21 protein-coding genes are annotated in these 18,172 nt (G+C 69.8%); 12 read left to right on the top strand and 9 right to left on the bottom strand.

What is annotated here, in order from left to right:
- The first annotated feature begins 146 nt into the window (after positions 1–146).
- Positions 147–1,313, top strand: coding sequence for an acyl-CoA dehydrogenase family protein (locus ACWD0F_RS26725; RefSeq protein ID WP_449879920.1), 1,167 nt, complete (start codon positions 147–149; stop codon positions 1,311–1,313).
- Positions 1,314–1,336: 23 nt separating this feature from the next.
- Here the strand turns inward: ACWD0F_RS26725 and ACWD0F_RS26720 are convergent, their stop codons facing one another.
- From ACWD0F_RS26720 to ACWD0F_RS26700, 5 genes are all read right to left on the bottom strand, one after another.
- Positions 1,337–1,882, bottom strand: coding sequence for a hypothetical protein (locus ACWD0F_RS26720; RefSeq protein WP_449879918.1), 546 nt, complete (start codon positions 1,880–1,882; stop codon positions 1,337–1,339).
- Positions 1,883–1,993: 111 nt separating this feature from the next.
- Complete coding sequence (locus tag ACWD0F_RS26715; RefSeq protein ID WP_449879916.1) at positions 1,994–2,686, bottom strand: hypothetical protein; 693 nt, start codon at positions 2,684–2,686, stop codon at positions 1,994–1,996.
- 87 nt (positions 2,687–2,773) lie between these two features.
- Positions 2,774–3,277 (bottom strand): phospholipase, encoded by a 504-nt coding sequence (locus tag ACWD0F_RS26710; RefSeq protein WP_449879914.1) that lies wholly within the window; start codon positions 3,275–3,277, stop codon positions 2,774–2,776.
- Between the two features lie 173 nt (positions 3,278–3,450).
- Positions 3,451–4,530 carry a Gfo/Idh/MocA family protein gene (locus tag ACWD0F_RS26705; protein ID WP_449879912.1) on the bottom strand — a complete coding sequence of 360 codons (1,080 nt, stop codon included), beginning with the start codon at positions 4,528–4,530 and terminating at the stop codon, positions 3,451–3,453.
- Positions 4,515–5,219, bottom strand: a complete 705-nt coding sequence (locus ACWD0F_RS26700) for a ThuA domain-containing protein (protein ID WP_449879910.1) — start codon at positions 5,217–5,219, stop codon at positions 4,515–4,517. The genes ACWD0F_RS26705 and ACWD0F_RS26700 overlap by 16 nt, the downstream gene beginning before the upstream one ends.
- Before the next feature lie 231 nt (positions 5,220–5,450).
- Here ACWD0F_RS26700 and ACWD0F_RS26695 point away from each other — a divergent pair, with 231 nt between their 5' ends.
- The 7 genes from ACWD0F_RS26695 to ACWD0F_RS26665 all read left to right on the top strand — a co-directional run bounded on the left by ACWD0F_RS26695 (position 5,451) and on the right by ACWD0F_RS26665 (position 10,870).
- The gene (locus ACWD0F_RS26695) at positions 5,451–6,515 is read left to right on the top strand and encodes a hypothetical protein (protein WP_449879908.1); all 1,065 of its coding nucleotides are present in this window, start codon (positions 5,451–5,453) and stop codon (positions 6,513–6,515) included.
- 62 nt (positions 6,516–6,577) lie between these two features.
- The gene (locus ACWD0F_RS26690) at positions 6,578–7,048 is read left to right on the top strand and encodes a PPOX class F420-dependent oxidoreductase (protein ID WP_449879906.1); all 471 of its coding nucleotides are present in this window, start codon (positions 6,578–6,580) and stop codon (positions 7,046–7,048) included.
- A 54-nt stretch (positions 7,049–7,102) separates the two neighbouring features.
- Positions 7,103–7,558 carry a MarR family winged helix-turn-helix transcriptional regulator gene (locus ACWD0F_RS26685; protein ID WP_449879905.1) on the top strand — a complete coding sequence of 152 codons (456 nt, stop codon included), beginning with the start codon at positions 7,103–7,105 and terminating at the stop codon, positions 7,556–7,558.
- Positions 7,555–8,475 (top strand): ABC transporter ATP-binding protein, encoded by a 921-nt coding sequence (locus tag ACWD0F_RS26680; RefSeq protein ID WP_449879903.1) that lies wholly within the window; start codon positions 7,555–7,557, stop codon positions 8,473–8,475. Before ACWD0F_RS26685 ends, ACWD0F_RS26680 begins: the two co-directional genes overlap by 4 nt.
- On the top strand, positions 8,435–9,283 hold the full coding sequence (locus tag ACWD0F_RS26675; RefSeq protein WP_449879901.1) for an ABC transporter permease: 849 nt from the start codon (positions 8,435–8,437) through the stop codon (positions 9,281–9,283). Before ACWD0F_RS26680 ends, ACWD0F_RS26675 begins: the two co-directional genes overlap by 41 nt.
- A 73-nt stretch (positions 9,284–9,356) precedes the next feature.
- A complete protein-coding gene (locus ACWD0F_RS26670; RefSeq protein ID WP_449879899.1) occupies positions 9,357–10,160 on the top strand; it encodes a DUF2267 domain-containing protein in 804 nt (267 codons plus the stop codon).
- Positions 10,161–10,195: 35 nt separating this feature from the next.
- Complete coding sequence (locus tag ACWD0F_RS26665) at positions 10,196–10,870, top strand: dienelactone hydrolase family protein (protein ID WP_449879897.1); 675 nt, start codon at positions 10,196–10,198, stop codon at positions 10,868–10,870.
- Here the strand turns inward: ACWD0F_RS26665 and ACWD0F_RS26660 are convergent.
- The gene (locus tag ACWD0F_RS26660; protein WP_449879895.1) at positions 10,867–11,850 is read right to left on the bottom strand and encodes a phage baseplate protein; all 984 of its coding nucleotides are present in this window, start codon (positions 11,848–11,850) and stop codon (positions 10,867–10,869) included. The genes ACWD0F_RS26665 and ACWD0F_RS26660 overlap by 4 nt on opposite strands.
- A 183-nt stretch (positions 11,851–12,033) precedes the next feature.
- The gene (locus tag ACWD0F_RS26655) at positions 12,034–13,269 is read right to left on the bottom strand and encodes a serine hydrolase domain-containing protein (RefSeq protein WP_449879893.1); all 1,236 of its coding nucleotides are present in this window, start codon (positions 13,267–13,269) and stop codon (positions 12,034–12,036) included.
- Between the two features lie 198 nt (positions 13,270–13,467).
- Between ACWD0F_RS26655 and ACWD0F_RS26650 the strand changes: the two genes are divergently transcribed.
- From ACWD0F_RS26650 to ACWD0F_RS26635, 4 genes are all read left to right on the top strand, one after another.
- A complete protein-coding gene (locus tag ACWD0F_RS26650) occupies positions 13,468–13,917 on the top strand; it encodes a lamin tail domain-containing protein (protein ID WP_449879891.1) in 450 nt (149 codons plus the stop codon).
- A 139-nt stretch (positions 13,918–14,056) separates the two neighbouring features.
- Positions 14,057–14,284 (top strand): hypothetical protein, encoded by a 228-nt coding sequence (locus ACWD0F_RS26645; RefSeq protein ID WP_449879889.1) that lies wholly within the window; start codon positions 14,057–14,059, stop codon positions 14,282–14,284.
- Positions 14,285–14,288: 4 nt separating this feature from the next.
- Positions 14,289–15,677 (top strand): hypothetical protein, encoded by a 1,389-nt coding sequence (locus ACWD0F_RS26640; protein WP_449879887.1) that lies wholly within the window; start codon positions 14,289–14,291, stop codon positions 15,675–15,677.
- Complete coding sequence (locus ACWD0F_RS26635; protein ID WP_449879885.1) at positions 15,674–15,943, top strand: hypothetical protein; 270 nt, start codon at positions 15,674–15,676, stop codon at positions 15,941–15,943. The genes ACWD0F_RS26640 and ACWD0F_RS26635 overlap by 4 nt, the downstream gene beginning before the upstream one ends.
- A gap of 49 nt (positions 15,944–15,992) precedes the next feature.
- On the opposite strand, the gene ACWD0F_RS26630 is transcribed toward ACWD0F_RS26635, so the two are convergent.
- Both ACWD0F_RS26630 and ACWD0F_RS26625 read right to left on the bottom strand, forming a co-directional pair.
- Positions 15,993–16,931, bottom strand: a complete 939-nt coding sequence (locus tag ACWD0F_RS26630) for a carbohydrate kinase family protein (protein WP_449879884.1) — start codon at positions 16,929–16,931, stop codon at positions 15,993–15,995.
- On the bottom strand, positions 16,928–18,097 hold the full coding sequence (locus ACWD0F_RS26625) for a hypothetical protein (RefSeq protein WP_449879882.1): 1,170 nt from the start codon (positions 18,095–18,097) through the stop codon (positions 16,928–16,930). Before ACWD0F_RS26625 ends, ACWD0F_RS26630 begins: the two co-directional genes overlap by 4 nt.
- Positions 18,098–18,172 lie beyond the last annotated feature (75 nt).

Genomic DNA, 18,172 nt, shown 5'->3' with positions numbered 1-18,172 from the left:
GCCACGGGCATCCGGCCGGGGCGCCCTTCTGACAGCCACGGGCATCCGGCCGGGGCGCCCTTTTGACGGCACCGCTCTGGACAACGTGCCGCATACGTGATCTGACGGAGTAAAGCGCCGACGATCACGAACAGGAGCACCTGGACATGAGCGACACGTCGCGACTGCACACCGCCGGCACCACCCTGCTGGACCGCGCCCGCGAGTTGCGCCCGCTGATCGAGCGCGAGGCCGACGCCGCCGAGGCGCAGGGCAGGCTCACCACCCCCGTCGTGGACGCCCTGCACGAGACAGGACTTTTCGGCGTATGGGTGCCTGTGCCACTGGGTGGCGCCGAGTCGTCCCCGAGGGAGCTGATCGCCGTCTTCGAGCAGCTCTCGTACGCCGACCCCTCCACGGGCTGGGTCCTCATGGCGACCACACTGGAGAACGGCACGGCCGGCGCCTATCTGGGCGACGACGCCGTCGAACGCATCTTCAAGGGCCCTAGAATGCCGGTCTTCGCAGGTCAGGGCACCCGGCCGGGCACCGCCGTACGCGAGGACGGCGGCTTCCGCCTCACCGGCCAGTGGAGCTTCGCCTCAGGCATGCTGCACTCCCAGTACGTCCACAGCCTGGCCGCCGTCGAGGGCACCGACGAGGTACGGATCTTCATCACCCCCATCGAGGACGTGAAGCTGCTCGGCAACTGGGACGTCCTGGGCCTGCGCGCGACGGGCAGCGTCGACTACTCCATCGACGGCGCCTTCGTACCGGAGTCGCAGACGCACATCTTCACCGCCGACGAGCCGCTGCGCGGCGGTGCGATCTACCGGCTCGGCGTGCTCGACCAGGCGCTGATCTGCCACTCCGGCTGGGCGCTCGGCGTCGGCCGGCGGCTGCTCGACGAGCTGAGCCGCTACGCCGGGGCGCGGGCCGGACGGCCGGGGCAGATCGCCGGGAGCGACGCCTTCCACGCCGACTTCGCCCGCGCCGAGGCGAAGTTCCGTGCGGCGAAGGCGCTGGTGGAGACGGTGTGGGACGACGCGGAGCGCGCTCTGGACTCGGGGCGGGCGCTCGACGTGCGCGAGGAGACGATGGTGCGGCTGGCGCTCAACCACGTCACGTCGACGGTCGGCGAGGTGGCCCGGTTCGTGCACGCGTCGGGCGGCACCTCGGCGGTGCGGGACGGGTTGATCCAGCGGCTGTTCAGGGACGTGCACACCGGCACCGCGCACATCACGTCAGGGCCGCAGGTGCTGCAGGAGTGCGGGCGCGAGCTGGCCGGCCTGGCTCCGGACGCCTCCTGGGTGGTGTTCGCCCTGGAAGGCTGACGCTCACTCAGCGGGAGCGGGCTTCACCAGAGGAGCAGCACGGCGGTGAGGACGATGCTCAGCACCACGAAGCCGGGCGTTCTGGGCTGCCGGGCGGCCTCCTGGCGCGAGGAGGTCACCAGCGCGGCGCCTATGGCCAGCGCCGCCGCCAGGTGCAGGCCGTACCAGAGGAGGACGGGGATCCGGCCCAGAACGGTGCTGTGCATCAGGTCGTCGGCGGATCCGTAGCCACCGATCAAGGCGAGCACGCTGAGGCCGAGACCCAGCAGCGCGAACCCGTACCGGAACCGGCCGAGCATGACCCAGACGACGGCCCCGACCGTCAACAGGACGGAGAGCTGGTGGTGCAGCTGCCTCATGAGCAGGCCGCCGCGCACGTCAAAGCTGATCTTCAGGGCGGAGTCGTAGGCGGTGCTCATCATGACACCGCGCAACGGCTCGTAGCTGCCGTCGTACACCACCGTCTGGCCGCCGGGCGTGTAGAAGAAGGTGAGGAAGCCGCCGGTGAGCAGGACGAGCACGAAACAGTAGATCAGCATCTCGCCCACCAACTGCCGCGCCCGCTCCATTCGGCATATTTCACCATACGGAGCCAACTCCGCGAGGCTATTGCGCGATCTTCCGCCCGCCAGGTGCGCGCCGGCCCGACGGACGGGCTGGCGCTCGGCTCGACGGACGGGCTAGCGCAATCCGGGCAGATCGGTGATCGCGATCTGCCCGGCTGAGGCGTAGGCGGCGATGGCGGGCGCGACGTCGCTGTCCACGATCACCGTGACCAGGCCGGTCGCCCGGTTGCCGCTGGTCCCCACGCTGTCGACCAGCGCGCTCTGGGCCAGCACCTGGCTCTGCTCGGCGTCCGTGTCCGTGCCCGTGGGCACGAGGACGACCTGCACCCGGCAGCCGGCGTACATGCCGCTGGGCGACTGGCCCGGCTTGAGCGCCAGCCCCACGCGCGCCATCCCCGGCAGCAGTCCCTTGCTTCGCCCCACCGTCATGGCCGTCGTCACCAGCGTTCCGGGCAGCAGCGTGACCGCGGCGACGGTGTTGGACACCCGCGCGCGGTCCGCCCAGAGCGCGTACTTCACCCCGTCCTCGACGACCCGCGCCTCCCGCATCGAGTCCGGGCCGAGCGGCTGCCCCGCGCCGACCTGCTTGGTGATGAGGATCGCCGAGACGCGCTCGTCCGCCCGCATGACGAGGACCGTGGTGGCCAGCGCGCCGCCGAGGATCAGCAGCACGGCGAGCGCGGCGAGCGCCGGTTTGGGCTCGCGGGGGGCGGCCGGCAGTCTGCGCACACTCGCGGCGGTCAGCGGGCCGCCCGCAGGTGGCCTGGCGGTCTCCGGTGACGCCTCATCACGGCCCTTCGTCCCCATAGACGCAGAGCGTGCCCGATGCCGTGACCTGCCGGAGCGCAAGTCACCAATGGGAACTCCAGGAGATCCGGCCAGGCGAGGGCAGACCTACCTGCTATGTGCTGATACGTCCGCTAGCTGTGGGGAATCGTCCACGACCTCGGGGGTGCCGAATCTCCGGACCGCCTGATAGTACGTCCACGCCAGACCGTCACAACGGAGCTTGGCGACTGCCGCGTATCCGGCGCACACCTCGCGCAGATCGAAGAGGAAGGCGTCGTCGATGTGCGACTTGTGCGCCGGAAAGTGGCCGACGGCCTGGTAGTTGCGGTAGCCGAAGTCGTGCCGCCGGCAGGACGTCCGGAAGTCGAAGCCGAGCGGCCGGTCCGGGCTGCCGGAGCACTGGTCGGTCGACCAGTCGAACAGGTACTCCGCCCACGACCCCTGATCGGCCCGAGCCTCCCGCCAGGCGGCGGCGCTGGCGAGGGTGGGCTGGGTGAAGCCGAGGAGCGCGGCCAGCTTCTGCTCCAGCGTCACCGCGTGGGCCGGGGTGGCGGGCACGAGGACGGCCGTCAGGGTGAGAGCGACGGAGGCCAGGGGTCGTCCGACCATGGGAACCTGCCTGTCTTACCCGGGAACGGGAACCTGTCCCCGCAAGCTTCGCCCCGCCCCCCGGCGACGACCCGAGACGCCGCGCCACACGCAGGCAATGACCCCGGCAGGAATCCGTCAGCGGGCGAGCAGATCGTGGTGCGCCATGGAGGCCCCATGGCGCACCGACCGCATCAGGTCAGGGCCACCGGGCGGGGCCGTTCGCAGGTGCTCGTGATGGTCACCGACGTGCCGGTACGCGCCGAGGCGAGCAGCGACTCCATGACGTCCAGCACGTGGAAGGCCAGCGTTCCCCCCGCACGGGGCTCCTCACCCGCCGGGGTCACCGCGAAGTCGGCCAGGCCCACCCCGCGCCCGGCCCCGGCGTACCCGGCCGTCTCGGGAAGCTCCCGCCAGTCCGCCTCCCCCACCCCCGACACCAGCACGGTGCCGTCGAAACGGTTCGGGTCGGGGACGATCAGGGAGCCGGCCTCGCCGTGCACCTCGATGTGCGGCGACCGGGTCGCCGCCGCGTCGAAGCTCATCACCAGCGTGGACAACACCCCGGAGGCGTGCACGAGCACGCCGGTGACGTGGGTGTCGACGGTGACCGGGATCTCGGTGCCGCGCCGCTCGCCCGAGCCGATGGTGCGCTTGGACCGCGTGCGGCTGGCGGCGCCGATGACGGAGGCCACCGGCCCGAGCAGGGTGACCAGGCTGGTGATGTAGTAGGGGCCCATGTCGAGGAGCGGGCCGCCGCCGGGGACGTAGTAGAAGTCGGGGTTCGGATGCCAGCGCTCGTGGCCGGGGGTCATCATCGTGGCGGTCGCCGCGACGGGCCTGCCGATCAGCCCGTCGTCGATCGCCTTGCGGGCGCTCTGCGTCCCCGTGCCTAACACCGTGTCGGGCGCGCAGCCGACGCGTACCCCGGCGGCGCCGGCCGCGGCCAGCATCCGCGCGGCGTCCTCGGTGGTCGCGGCCAGGGGCTTCTCGCAGTAGACGTCCTTGCCGGCCGCGATGGCCTGGAGCGCGACCTCGGCGTGGGCGGCGGGCACGGTCAGGTTCAGTACGACGTCAACGCGCGGGTCCGCCATCAACTCCGCCACGCTCAGCACGTCGACCCCGGCGTAGGGCCGCACCGCCTCCCGCGCCCGGTCAAGGTCCAGGTCGGCCACCGCCACCAGCCGTAACCGCGGCAGCCGCTCGATGGTGGGCAAATACTGGGCCGAGATGGCGCCGCACCCGACGATGCCCACGTTCACCGGCCGGCCCACGACATTCCCCTCTCGATGATGGTGCGCACGCTGTCCTGCTCCAGGACGTCGAGGCTGTGCCCCGGGGTGGCGACGAAGATCTTGCCGCTGCCCCACCGCCGGGTCCAGACGGCCGGCGAGGTGACCTCCCGGTGCCAGGGGTCCCACGCGCGGACCTGCTGCGTCGTGGTCGCGAGCACGTCGATGTAGTCGTCGGTCAGCACCCAGTACTGCTCGGTGACGAGGTCGAAGTCCGTGATGCCCTCGGTGATGGGGTGAGCGCTCGCCTCGGGGAGCAGGTTGACGGTGTACGGGACGTAGTTGTCGGCCTGCGAGCCTTCGCGCTCGCCGGGGTGTTTGCCGGGATGGCAGGCGAACTGCCCGCCGATCAGGTGCAGATAGTCGGAGGAGTTGCGGAAGGAGTCGGCGATGCCGCCGTGCCAGCCGGCCAGGCCCGTGCCGGCGCGGACGGCGGCCTCCAGCCCGGTCAGCTCGGCGGGCAGGATCGTGCCCATGGTGTAGCACTGCACGATGAGGTCGATGCCGGACATGAACTCCGGATCCGCGTACGGTGCCGGAGAATCAGCCCGATGCACCTCGAACCCATTCTTTTCGAGGTAGGGGATGAACAGTTCGGTGGCCGCCACGGGGGCGTGCCCTTCCCAGCCGCCGCGCACCACGAGGGCCTTGCGGCTGTGTTCGCCTGCCATGCTGTCGCCTATCGCTCAGGGGTCAACACCTCTGATCGTCGCATCTATGGTCAAACGACCCAAAAGCGGAGTCGCCCGTTCGGCTCAGCCGAGAAGTTACCCGGCATTCTCCCGCAAAAGCGCTGTTCAGCGATCTGCAGAAGCGGCAAACGCCCTTCAGCGCAGCGGTGGATCCAGCATCCTGGGCTTGCGACGCACCCGACTCTCCGCGCCCTCTGCCAAGGAGCCTCCGTGACCCGGTATGCCGTCGACCACGCCCGGAACACGCTGATCGCCCACTGGAGCACCGGCATCGGCGACATCGCCACCGCCGTGGCTCCGCTGCCTCCCGGCCAGGACGTCCTCCGCCTGGCCGCCTGCCTGACCGACCTGTCCACGGCCTGCTGGCGCTGCTACACCCATCCGGCCAGCGCCGCCGACGAGCAGGGGCCCCACAGCATCGGCTGGCACCGGCAGCGCGAACGCGACGCCTTCGCCACCGTCGTCTCGTTCCTGACCAAACCCAGACGGCCCGCCAGCAACTCGTTCACCAGGGTCGAGCGGGCGGCCCACCGCGTCGGCCGTACCCTGCACACCCTCCGCGCCCCCGAGCTGGTCGCCTACGTGGCCACCGACGTCACCGCCGAGCTGACCGCCGTCGAGCAGGCCGAGCTCGGCGACCTGTCCGCCCGCGCCCAGCAGGCCGTCGCCCTCAGCCGCGAGGACGCCTCGCCCCTTCAGGTCATCGAGGCCGACACCCTGCTCCACGAGCATCCGTTCGGCGCCGAGACGTTGTTCACCCGGATCGACCCCACCGCGGCCGCCATCGCCGCCGCCCACTGGCTGTATGCCGCGGCCACCACCACCGCCCGGCACACCGGGCTGCATCCGGCGCAGGCCATCACCGAGGTCGACCGGGTCAAGGCGCTCGCGCACGGGAGCCTCGCGGAGGTCCTGGCGACGATGGAGGCGGGCGCGTCGCCCCGGCAGGCCGTCATGCCGATGATCCGCCACGCCCTGCACGTCGCCGAAGGTCACCTGCTCGGCGTCACCGAGGCCAAGCACCGCCTCACCGCGGCCGAGGACCTCATCAACCGGGTCCGCGCCGACCTCGACGTCGGCCTCGACACCGTCTATCTGCCCATCACCCCGCTCAACCCGGCCCGCCCCGCCCTCGACCTGCTGGAGAACCTCCTGCACGGCATCCGCAGCGCCTGGTTGCTGTTCTCGCAGTACGCCGACAGCACCGGCAACCGGCAGACGTTCCTCACCGAGGTCCGGCACGAGGCCGCCCTGCACCGCGCCCACCTGCTGTAGCCGCTCGTGCGCGCCCGCCGATGAAAGGATCGGAGCTCGATCATCACCGAAAGGCACCTGAGATGGCTCCGAACATCGCGACCGCGCGCCCCGTCGAGCTGCCCGAGTTGCTCGGCTTCCTGCGTCCCCGGCATCACGGCCTGCTGTCGACCACCCGTGCGGACGGCCGCCCGCAAATGTCCCCCGTCTCCTGCGGCGTCGACCAGGACGGCCGGATCGTGGTCTCCACCTATCCCGACCGCGTCAAGGCACGCAACGCCCGCCGCGACGAGCGGGTGTCGATCTGCGTGTTGTCCGACGACTGGAACGGCCCGTACGTCCAGGTCGACGGGCACGCCGAAGTGCTCGACATGCCGGAGGCCCTGGAGGCGCTCGTCGACTACTACCGGTGCATCGCCGGCGAGCACCCCGACTGGGACGACTATCGCGCGGCCATGCGGCGGCAGGACAAGTCGCTGATCCGCCTGCACATCGACCGCTGGGGCCCCATCGCGACCGGCGGCTTTCCGGCCCGTCTCGTGTCCGGCCAATGAGATTCGACCGTACCTGACGGAAATTACCTCGTTAGCAGAGGTAATATCCCGAACATGAGCCCTCCCGACCCTCCAGAGGACCTGATCTCGGTCATGTCCGGCATCAACCGGCTCGTCAGGCGCAGGTTGCGTCAGGGCGCGCCCGAGCCCCGGCTGCGCGGCGCCCAGGTGGAGCTGCTCCACCTGGTCGCCGCGAACCCGGGCATCGGCGTCACGGCCGCCGCCAAGGAGCTCTACCTGGCGGGCAACTCCGTGTCCACGATGATCAACCAGCTCACCGCCGCCGGCCTGCTGCGGCGCGAGGCGGGCCAGGACGACCGGCGCTCCGCGCGGCTGCTGCCGACCCCGGCGGCCGAGGCCCGGCTGCGTGCCTGGCGCGAGCGCCGTACCGCCCTCGTCCGCGAGCAGGTGGACCGGCTCGGCGAGGCCGACCAGGCGGCGCTCGCCGCCGCCATCCCCGCCCTCCGCCGGCTCGCCGACGGCCTGCGCGCGGAAATGGACCGCCCATGACCGAACCACGCGAGGACACCGCCCGACCGGCCACCACCGAAAACACCGCCCGACCGGCCACCACCGCACCCCCCCAGGACACCGCTGCTACCGCGCCGCGCCAGGACGCCGTCACCTGCACCGGCCTGACCTACTCCTTCGGTCAGACCAAGGCCGTCGACGGGCTGGACCTGTCGGTCGCGGCCGGCGAGATCTTCGGCCTGCTCGGCCCGAACGGCGCGGGCAAGACCACCGCCATCCGCTGCGTGACCACGCTGCTGCCGGTCCGCCCCGGCATGGTCAAGGTCTTCGGCCGCGACTCGGCCACCGACCGGATGGCGGTGCGCCGCCTGCTCGGCTACGTCCCCCAGCAACTGTCCGCGGACGCGCGCCTCACCGGCCGCGAGAACGTCTCCCTGTTCGCCCGCGTCTTCGACGTCCCCCGCCGCGAACGCGCGGCCCGCGTCGCGCAGGCGCTGGAGGCGGTCGGCCTGGCCGACGTCGCCGACCGGCTGGCGGCCACGTTCTCCGGCGGCATGGTGCGCCGCCTGGAGCTGGCGCAGGCGCTGGTCAGCGCGCCACGGCTGCTCATGCTGGACGAGCCGACGATCGGGCTCGACCCCATCGCGCGCACCAGCGTGTGGGAGCACATCCAGGCGGTACGCGCGATCACCGGGATGACGGTCCTGGTCACCACCCACTACATGGACGAGGCCGACCAGTACTGCGACCGGGTGGCGCTGATGCACCAGGGACGCGTCCGGGCGGTCGGCACCCCGGCGGAGCTCACCGAGGAGCTGCGCGTGCGCCGCGGCGACGATTCCGCGCCGACGCTGGAGGACGTCTTCAGGGACGTCGCCGGCAGCGGCCTGAGCGAGGAAGGAGGGGAGTTCCGCGATGTCCGGCGTACCCGCAACACCGCCTCCCGGGTCGGCTGAGAGCGGCCTCGGCCTGCTGTCCACCCCGCCGGTCCCGCGTTCGGGCTGGCGCGTCCTGCCCGCCAGGATGATCGCGATGTGCGTGGTCGAGCTGCAGAAGATCCGGCACGACCGCACCGAGCTGTACACCCGCGCGATCCAGCCGGCCCTGTGGCTGCTGGTCTTCGGCCAGACGTTCACCCGGCTCCAGGCGATCCCGACGGGCGACATCCCGTACATCGACTATCTGGCGCCGGGGATCATCGCCCAGTCCACGATGTTCATCGCCATCTTCTACGGCATCCAGATCATCTGGGAGCGCGACTCGGGCGTCCTGACGAAGCTGCTGGTCACGCCGACTCCCCGGGCGGCGCTGGTCACCGGGAAGGCGTTCGCCTCCGGGGTGAAGGCGGTGATCCAGGCGGTCGTGGTGATCCTGATCGCGGCCCTGCTGGGCGTGGCCATGACGTGGAACCCGCTGCGCCTGGCCGGCGTGGTCCTGGTCGTGGTGCTCGGCTCGGCGTTCTTCTCCTGCCTGTCGATGACGATCGCCGGCATCGTGCTGACGCGCGACCGGCTGATGGGCATCGGCCAGGCGATCACCATGCCGCTCTTCTTCGCCTCCAACGCCCTCTATCCCATGGACGCCATGCCGGGCTGGCTGCAGGCCATCAGCACGGTGAACCCGCTCAGCTACCAGGTCGACGCCCTGCGCGGCCTGCTGCTCGGCAGCCCGGCGAACCTGCCGCTGGACCTCGTGGTCCTGGCGGTGGCCGCGGCGCTGGGCATCACGGCGTCCTCCGCGCTGCTGGGACGGCTGGCCCGCTGAATACCTGGGTTATATATGCCCGTTTGTCCGACTAGCTGAGGGGGAGATGAGGAGGTGAGAGCGAGGAAATGCCATGGAATTTCAGGATTTCATCTCGATCGTGAAGCAGGCGGCCGGCCTGGCGAACGAGGAGGCGGAACGGGTCTCCTGCCTGACGCTCCGCCTCCTGGCGCGGCGCATCTCCGCCGGAGCCGCCGCCGATCTCGGCGAGCTCCTGCCCGAGCCGTTGCAGACGTGCCTGGAGCCTGAGGGCCCGCCCGAGAAGTATCACCACGACGAGTTCATCGGCCGCATCGCCGAGATCATCGGCACCGGTCCCGACGCCGCCGAGCGGCAGGCGCGTGGCGTGCTGGCCGCGCTGGGGCGGGCGGTGGGCCCGGAGGAGTTCGCCAATCTGCGCTCGGAGCTGCCCGACGACTTCGCCCTGCTGCTCGACGCCGCGTCCGGAACGGCGCCGCCCGAGGCCCGGGAGCCGTCCTTCACCGGCAACCTGCCGTACGACACGTTCGTCGGCCGGGTCGCCACGCGGGCCGGGATCGGCCGCGAGCGGGCGGCCCGCGCGGCGGAGGCCGTCCTGGAGGTGCTGGGCATCCGGCTGTCCGGCGGGCAGGTGGCGGAGATCTCCCCGCCGCTGCCGGCGGAGCTGCGCGCCGCCCTGCTGCGCGGGAACACCCGTGGCCGCCAGGGCGCCGTGCCGGCATCGCCCGACGTGTTCCTGCACGACGTCGCCAAACGTGAGGACGTCACGCGGGCGGACGCGTATCAGGATGTGAAGGCCGTGTTCGCTGTGCTGCGGGAGGCCATCGGGGAGAAGGAGTACCACGACATGATCGCGGAGCTTCCCGGAGGGTACCGTCCGCTGCTGAGGCAGGGGTAGAGCCATCCGTGCTCTGGCCGGAGGGGTGTGGACTTATGGATATTTCGGAAGACAGTGCGCGGATCCCGGTCGGGGACGTGGCCCTGGACGCCGACGTCGCCGTGCCCGTCCACCCGCGCGGGGTGGTGCTGTTCGCGCATGGCAGCGGCAGCGGGCGTGACAGCCCGCGCAACCGGTACGTCGCGGCGCAGCTCCAGGCCGCCGGGCTGGTGACCGTACTGGCCGATCTGCTGACGGAGGCCGAGGAGCGGCGGGACGCGCTGACCGGAGAGCTCCGGTTCGACATCGGGCTGCTGGCCGGGCGGATGGTCGCGATGACCGACTGGGCCCTGGCGGACGCGCGGACCGCCGGGCTCGCGGTCGGCCTCTTCGGGGCCAGCACCGGCGCGGCGGCCGCCCTCGTCGCGGCGGCGCAGCGGCCCGGCGCGGTGCGGGCCGTCGTCTCGCGAGGGGGGCGGCCGGACCTGGCCGGCGAGTTCCTCGGCCAGGCCCGGCAGCCCACCCTGCTCATCGTGGGAGGGGACGATCCGATCGTCATCGATCTGAACGAGCGGGCCACCCGGCAGTTGCCCGGGGAGGTGCGGTTGGAGACCGTACCGGGGGCGTCGCACCTGTTCGAGGAGCCGGGCGCGCTGGAGCAGGTCGCCCGGCTGGCCACGGACTGGTTCGTCACCCGCTTGGGGATGCCGGTCCCGTCAGAGCTCCGTTAGACGAACTGACTCTTGTAGAAGACGGTGGACTGCCGCACGCCGGCGGTGTTGGAGTGGAAACCGAAGGCCAGCCTCGGCCCGCTGGAGTGCATCCAGATCGCCATGCCCTGCGGCTCACGCCCCGGCAACGACGCACCGGCGTTGGTCTGCGCCCGGTCGGTCACGATGGACTGCCCGACGTCGTTGATGTCGATCACGGTGATGTAGGAGGGCCCGTTCACCTTGCCCTCGAACAGGTAGGCGTAGCGGCCGTAGGCGGTGTAGCCCTGGAACGGGTTGTCGGTGCCCCAGGCGCCACGGGACGGCAGGGCCCGCGCGGCCACCCGGTGCTCGGTGGCCATCCGGCCCGCGCGGGCGTCGCTGAGCTTGAAGACGACCAGGCGCGGCAGGTCCGCACCGGTCTTGTAGCGCACCAGCAGCCGGTCGGTCGAGGGGTCGATCACGGGCTGCGGGTTGATGATGTCGCCGCCGATGGCCGGCGTACGGTCCTGGATCGCCGTGCTGTCCTGCTCCAGGACGGACCCGTTGACGAACGGGAACCGCCCGATCTTGGTGCCGAACCCGCTCTCACTCGTCCGCCACTCCGTCCACAGGTAGACCGCCCCGTCGTACGGCTCGACCGCGATCGACACCCCGTGCCCGAAGCCGTGCAGGGTCATCGAGCCCAGTTCCTTGCCGGCCGTGTCGGTCTTGGTGATCCACAGGTCGCCCACGTTGGCGGGGTTGGTGTTCGTGGAGTTGACCTGGACGAAGTAGATGTGCTGGTGAACATTGTCGTACGCGAAGGACTGCATCACCCAGTTGGCGTGCAACGACTTCCTCAGGACCGGATTGCCGCCCGCTCCACCCAGATCGAAGAGCCGGGAATCCGGCACCTCCGCGTACACCGGTCCGGCGTTCATCAGCGCTGCGGCGGCGAGACCTCCGCCGGCCAGTAACAACCCGCGCCTGCTGAGTCCGATGTGAGGAACGTTTCGCATGGACTGCCTCCATGATCTCGAAAACCGCGCCAGTCGGCGATCATCGTCACATATCGACCCGTCAATTACACGCTTTTGCTCACATGTCCTGACAACTAGCCAAGCCGTCATGATGACGCGGTCATGACAAGCCACGTCGCGACGGTGGCGGAGGAGGCCGCCACCACCGTCGCCGCGGCCGGATCAGGCGTAACGCGGGAACAGGTCCGTCGTCGGCCAGGTGGTGACCTTGCCGATCTCGGCGTTGATGCGCGGGCTGAGCACGTCGAAGTCCAGCGACCCGCTCTCCTCGGTCCGGTTGAACAGGGCGGCGTAGGTGAAGCCGTTCTGCAGCCGGGCGGTGTAGGTGTAGGTTCCCGGCAGGCCGCCGCTGTGCCAGGTGTTGAGGTGGCCCGTCACCTGACGGACCCACAGGCCGGCCCCGTACCACGAGCCGTCCGCCGTGATGCCGATCTCCGGCTTGGCCACCATCTTGGCGATGGAGGCCGCGTTCAGCACCGCGCCGGGCGCGTCCAGAATGCGCTCGAAGCGCACCAGATCAACCGCCGAGGCCAGCCAGCCGCCGTTGGCGCCGCGGTTCTCCATGCTGAAGCCCCCGTACGGCGCCGGCACCACCGTGCCGGACGCGTCCGTGACGGTCTTGCCCGTCTGGACCGACTCGTAGACGATCTCGCCGGGCGCGGCCTGGGACTTGAGGGTACGGCCGAGCCGCAGGCGGGAGATGCCGACGGGCGCGAGGACCTTCTGCTTGACGTACGCCTCGTAGGCCAGGCCGGACACCTTCTCGATGATCAGGCCGAGCAACATGTAACCGTAGTTGCTGTAGGCGTACCTGCTGCCGGGGGCGAAGTCGAGCGGGCGGGAGCAGGCGTACTCGACGATCTGGTCGCGCGTGATCGGCAGGGAGACGCCGAGGGACTTGGCGATGGTGTGGTCCGCGTAGAGGTAGTCGACTGAGATGTCGCGATCCCACCCGCCCGTGTGCTGCAGCAGCCGCAACACGGTCACGGTAGCCAGCCGGGGGTCGGCCGCGGTGGACAGGCCGAGCAGCTTGGCGACGGACGTCCCCAGTCCGAGCTTGCCCTCCTGCACCAACCGCATGATGGCCACGGCGGTGATGTGCTTGCTCAGGCTCGCGATCCGGAACAACGAGGTGGGCGTGAAGGTCGGCACGGCCGGGTTGTCGCTGTAGCGATAGGCCCTGGCCAGGACGAGCTTGCCGTTCTTGGTGATGGCGAGCTGCGCGCAGGAGATCTTGCGCTCCACGATGTACGTCTTCAGCACGTTGTCGAAGCCGACGAGCGCGGCCGGGGCCACGCCGGCCGTCTGGACGGACGCGGCGTACGCCGGCCGCGACGTGCCCCAGGCGAGCGCGGGCAGCGTGGCGGCTCCCGCCAACAGGAACCGCCGCCTGTTCAAGCCATTCGATTCGGACGCATGTGGGTCGTTCTTCGTCATGACCAGATGTCTAGCGGATTGTCCGGTTCCGCGGGTCCGATTGAGCGTCCCGTTATCCAGGTGACTCTCTGGCCGGATGCGGACACTCCTCCGCGACAACCGTTGGACCGCACCAATCGTCACATTGGCGCCACATCCCTCATCAATCCGGAGCCCGCCTTGCTCAAGCGCCTGCTCGCGTCGGCCATCACCGCAGCCGCCGTCCTCCCGCTCGCCGCCACCCCCGCCCACGCCGCGACCCCGGCCGTGCAGTTCGTGAAGGTCTTCTACGACTCCCCCGGGTCGGACCGAGGCGGCAACACGTCACTCAACGGCGAGTACGCGGTGTTGCGCAACACCACGAAGCAGGCCGTCCAACTCGAAAACTGGATCCTGCGCGACGACACCGGCTATAAATACACGTTCCACGCGTTCACCCTCAAGCCCGGCAAGTCGGTGACCGTCCGCTCAGGCCAGGGCACCGACACCACGACCGTCCTGTACTGGGGCCGCAAGTGGTACGTCTGGAACAACGACGGCGACACCGCCGGCCTCTACCGCGCCAGCGACCTCAAGAAGATCGACGCCTGCGGCTGGCAGCGCGGCAACACCGCCATCTCCTGCCTGTAGCCCTTCCGCCGGGTCGAGCCTGACCGTCTCGTTATGACATCGGTCCGGCCTGAACCCGGGCCGACGGCGCCTGCGTACTCCGGAACATCCAACCCATCCGGAGACCAGCCATGCTCCAAGCCCGCAAGAGCTCTCGCCCATGACCCGGGAGCAACTGGCGCAGGCGCTGCGACGCGCGGAGGAGCTGACGGGCCAGGCGAGATTCGGCCTGGACCGCTCAGTAGGCCTGATGAGCCAGCACATCTGGACGGGACCGGCAGCGGACCGCTTCGGCGCCGAACTCGCCGCACAGAGACAGTTCTTACTCACCGCCTGTACGTCGGCGGCCGACGACTTACGCGCCCTCCTCGCCCGCACCCCGGAGTGACCCGGTGGCCATCGACGGCATGGTGCCCGACGGGGTCAGAGCGCTGGAGGACGAGCTACGCAGGACGGAGACCGCACTCGACTCCGCCGGCAACGAACTCTGGGCCCTGCTACGCGACGCCGGCCTCGCCCCCACGCACGCGGACACCATCCGGCGCATCGCCGGCTGGACGGGCCAGCAGGTCCCGGACATCCACCGCCGCGTGGTCCTGCTGGAACGCCTGGTGGCACACGACCCGAAGGTGCAAGCCAACGTCCCGGTGTTCCTCAACTCGGACCTGTTCGCCCCTGGCAAGCCGGTCCCCATGGTGGGCGACTTCTGGGACCGGCTCGGCCAGCAGGTGCAGGCCACCTTCGACCTGGACCAGAACTCCGGCAACCCGGGCGCGGAAGTCGCCAAGGGCGCGTGGGAGGGCACGGCCGGACTCGCGGAAACGATCTGGGGATACTCCGAGGCACGCAGGGCCGTGGACCCCGACGGCTGGCACCGCCAGATCCAGGACACCGTCCAAGGACTCGACTACGGGTTCCACCATCCTGTCGAACTCCTCAAGGCCATCACCGACTGGGAAACCTGGTCCACCAACCCCGACCGCGCCTTCGGCCGCCTCACCCCTGACCTCTTGATGGCCGCCGCGACCGCGGGCGGCGGCAGCGCGGCATCCGGCGCGAGCAGAGTCGCGAGGGCTGTCGACAAGATCGCGGCCCTTGTCAAAGCAGCCAAGGCGAAGGCCGGACCGCGGGTCGCGCCCGCACGTATCACGCCGGACGGAACATGGGAGTGGAAGGGAGCCAGCCTGCAGCCGGACGCCAACCGGCTGGCAGACCAGGCCCTTGAACAGGCACAAGCCGCCGAACGTCGCATATCGCCGGGCGTTCAGGCGGTATCACGAGAACTCGGCGCAGACATGTCCGGCTTCCCGGAGTATGTCCTCAAGAGCCCGGACCGTTACAAGGAGAAACTGGCGAAGCGCAGCAAAGAGAACCCGACGGAAGCCGTTGCGGGCATCATTCGGGACGACATGCACGATGGGATTCGCTACACCTTGACCTTCAGCGACGATCGTTACGCCAAGGGCGTCACCGATGCCAAGGCAGCACTGGAGAGGCAGGGATTCGTGCTCGTCAAGCAGATTCCGTCATGGAGTGATCCATCAGGCTACAAGGGCGTCAACACTCGGTGGCGTGGACCAGGCGGCCAGCTGTTCGAAGTACAGATCCATACGCCGTCGAGTCTGTGGGCCAAGGAAGTGACCCACGAGGTATACGAGTACAGGCAGAACCTGGAGGCCAAGGACCAGGAGAAGCTGGAGACGTACGAGAAGCAGATCTTCGGGTCCGTCCCAGTACCTCCAGGAGTAGCCGCCATACCCAGAATAGAGACGGGGGGATGATCTCATTGAAAGAACAGATCACCTACTACGCTCTGCTGCTCTCCCGCAGCACACGGGAGAACCCCAGCGGCTTGGCGCGACGCCGCCGCCTCCCGGGTGGCGGCATCGTGGATGAGACCTTTCAGCGAGACCTGCGGTGGCACGACAGCGATGTGATCTGGGAGTGGCGGCACGGCGAGTCCAGCGAGGACTTGGTCGAGATCAGCGAGGCCGAGGCTCAGCGGGTCATGGACCGGTTCCAGGAGCTATTCGGCGAAGAGACCTGAACCCCGGGACGCCGCGCGACAGACCGGGCGTAGCTCTGTCGGCGGGCCGTCATCCGACGGTGTCCCAGCGGTCGAGCAACGTAGTGACAGGGTGGCTTTCTCGTAGCCGAGCCAGCTCAGCGGCCGTCAGCGAGGTCGCGCCGGGGAAGGTGTCACCCACTTTCCAGCCGGCGTGAAGCACCGCATCCTCAAGCGCCGCCACGGGGTTCCAGGTTGCGAGCCAACTGTGGACGAACGACGCGAAGAGCGCGTCTCCTGCTCCTGCGGTGCTCACGACTCCGCGCGGTGCGACGGCCGCGACCTCGACCAGGGCCCCGTCGGCAAGCCCCATGACACATCCTCGCCCACCCAGGCCAACGGCGGCGACCGCGCATCCGGGATAACTGCGAAAGATCTGCGCCAGCCACTGCTTCGGAGGACAGGGCAGCCGTTCGTGGCTGCAGAAGATGATGTCCGCGGCCTCCAGCCAGGGCCGGTTGTACGCGTCGTCCACGTCCGCGATCAGATGCACGTCGACCGCGATCGGCACACCCCGCTCACGTGTGTGTCCCAGGAGGGGCCGCACGAACGCGGCGTTGGTGAGCACAGCCAGCTCCGCACCATGGAGAAGGCGGCGGAAGACCTCGACGGGATACTCGACGGTGTTGACGGCGGCGACGTATGGGTGGCCGGAGCGTCGTCCATTCGAAGCCACCAGCACAACGCCCAGAGAGGACGCCGGCGCCGCAGCCACCCCTGGACCCCACAACCCTCGAGCACGCAAGGACGTATTGATCGCCTCACCTGCCAAGTCCGTCCCCACGAAAGTGCAGAGGCGAGCCTCGTCGCCAAGGGTGTGCAGGGTGCTGGCGATGTGACAAGCGGCTCCCGACACCTCCGCCCTCATCCACTCGGGAAAGCTCTGCGACGAGTACGGCAACGGGAAATCGGCCACGGGCATGGCCATGTACAGGCTGGTCACACCGGCCACGACCACCGTGCTGCTCATCTTGTCTCCTCGAAGGCCACCTGGCCGGGAGAACCGACCAGGTAAGGCGCGGGGACCGGAGCTGATTGTGGAGCCATGAGCGGCTGCGGAAGCCGCATCAGCCGGTACATCAGACGCCGCATGTTCCGGTCGAAGCGACCTGGGGCTGAGGTGAGCCGGGCCACGACCGGAGCGTGCCGCCCTGGATGGTGGCGAGCGGCGGCCCAACGTAACTGGGCCGGAAGGGGTCGATCGAGCCGTAATCGAGGTGCTGCCGAAGCCAGAAGCCCCCCGGCCGACTCCGGGTCCACGTTGTCTCCCGCATCGCCCACCAGGAGGACCGAGGCGCCACAGACCGTGCCGTACACCGCGGCCGAGCCATGGTCGCCCACCACGTGATCGGCGGCGACGAGGGCGCCGCGCCAATCCGCCTCGGGCGGGATCAACGCGAGCTCATCCCTCAGACAGTCGGCCAGCCACGTGCGGATCTGCCAGACACCGTGGCCGAACCAGATGTTCGGGTGCAGAAGGGCGGCGATGCGGTACCGGTCGCCGGGAAGCTCCCTCAGCATCCGCCGGAGCAGATCCGCGTGTCGGCCGAAGAGCGAATTCGGTCCCCAGGTGGAGGTCACCACCACGAGCTCCTGCTCAGCCGGAACCCGGAGGGCCCGTCGATAGGTGCCGCGCTCACTCGAGCTGAGGACCAGCCGATCATGGGAAGCGTCGCCGACGACTTCGGTGACCGGAACAGCCTCTGGGCAACTGCGCGCCAACCGCCGACGCTCCGCGTGGTGCGTGAGCACGATGGCCGACGGAACCACCGTGCCGTCTCGGATCAGTTCCTGGGCGCTGAGCCCGTACACGCCGCGTACCGCGGCTGCTCCGCCGCCCAGCCGGCGGCTGACGAGTTTGTTGTAGCCGGCTCCGTGCGGGATGACGACGAGAGGTGCGTGGACGTTCTCGATCCCTCCGTACGCAGCGCAGACGGCAAGGTCGAACTGCTCGCGAACGGCCAGGTGCCACGGCAGTATCACGCCGCCGATGCGCCTGAGGAACTCGGCTACACCGTTGCTGAACACATCGGGACCTATCGTGAAGACGACCTGGACCCGTAAGTCGGCAGCGAGAAGGCCGACAACGTCCAGCAGACGCTGGCCAGACGTGACCGTATGGACGACCACCAGCACGGTCCGCCGGCTACGACGCGTCACCCAGCGCGGCGCATCCGGCCCCACCGGCACGCGATACCCGTCTGAACACGA

The organism is Nonomuraea sp. NPDC002799 (genome assembly GCF_053592075.1).
The sequence above is the reverse complement of the archived record's forward strand: the minus strand, read 5'-3'. Positions and strand labels throughout refer to the sequence as shown.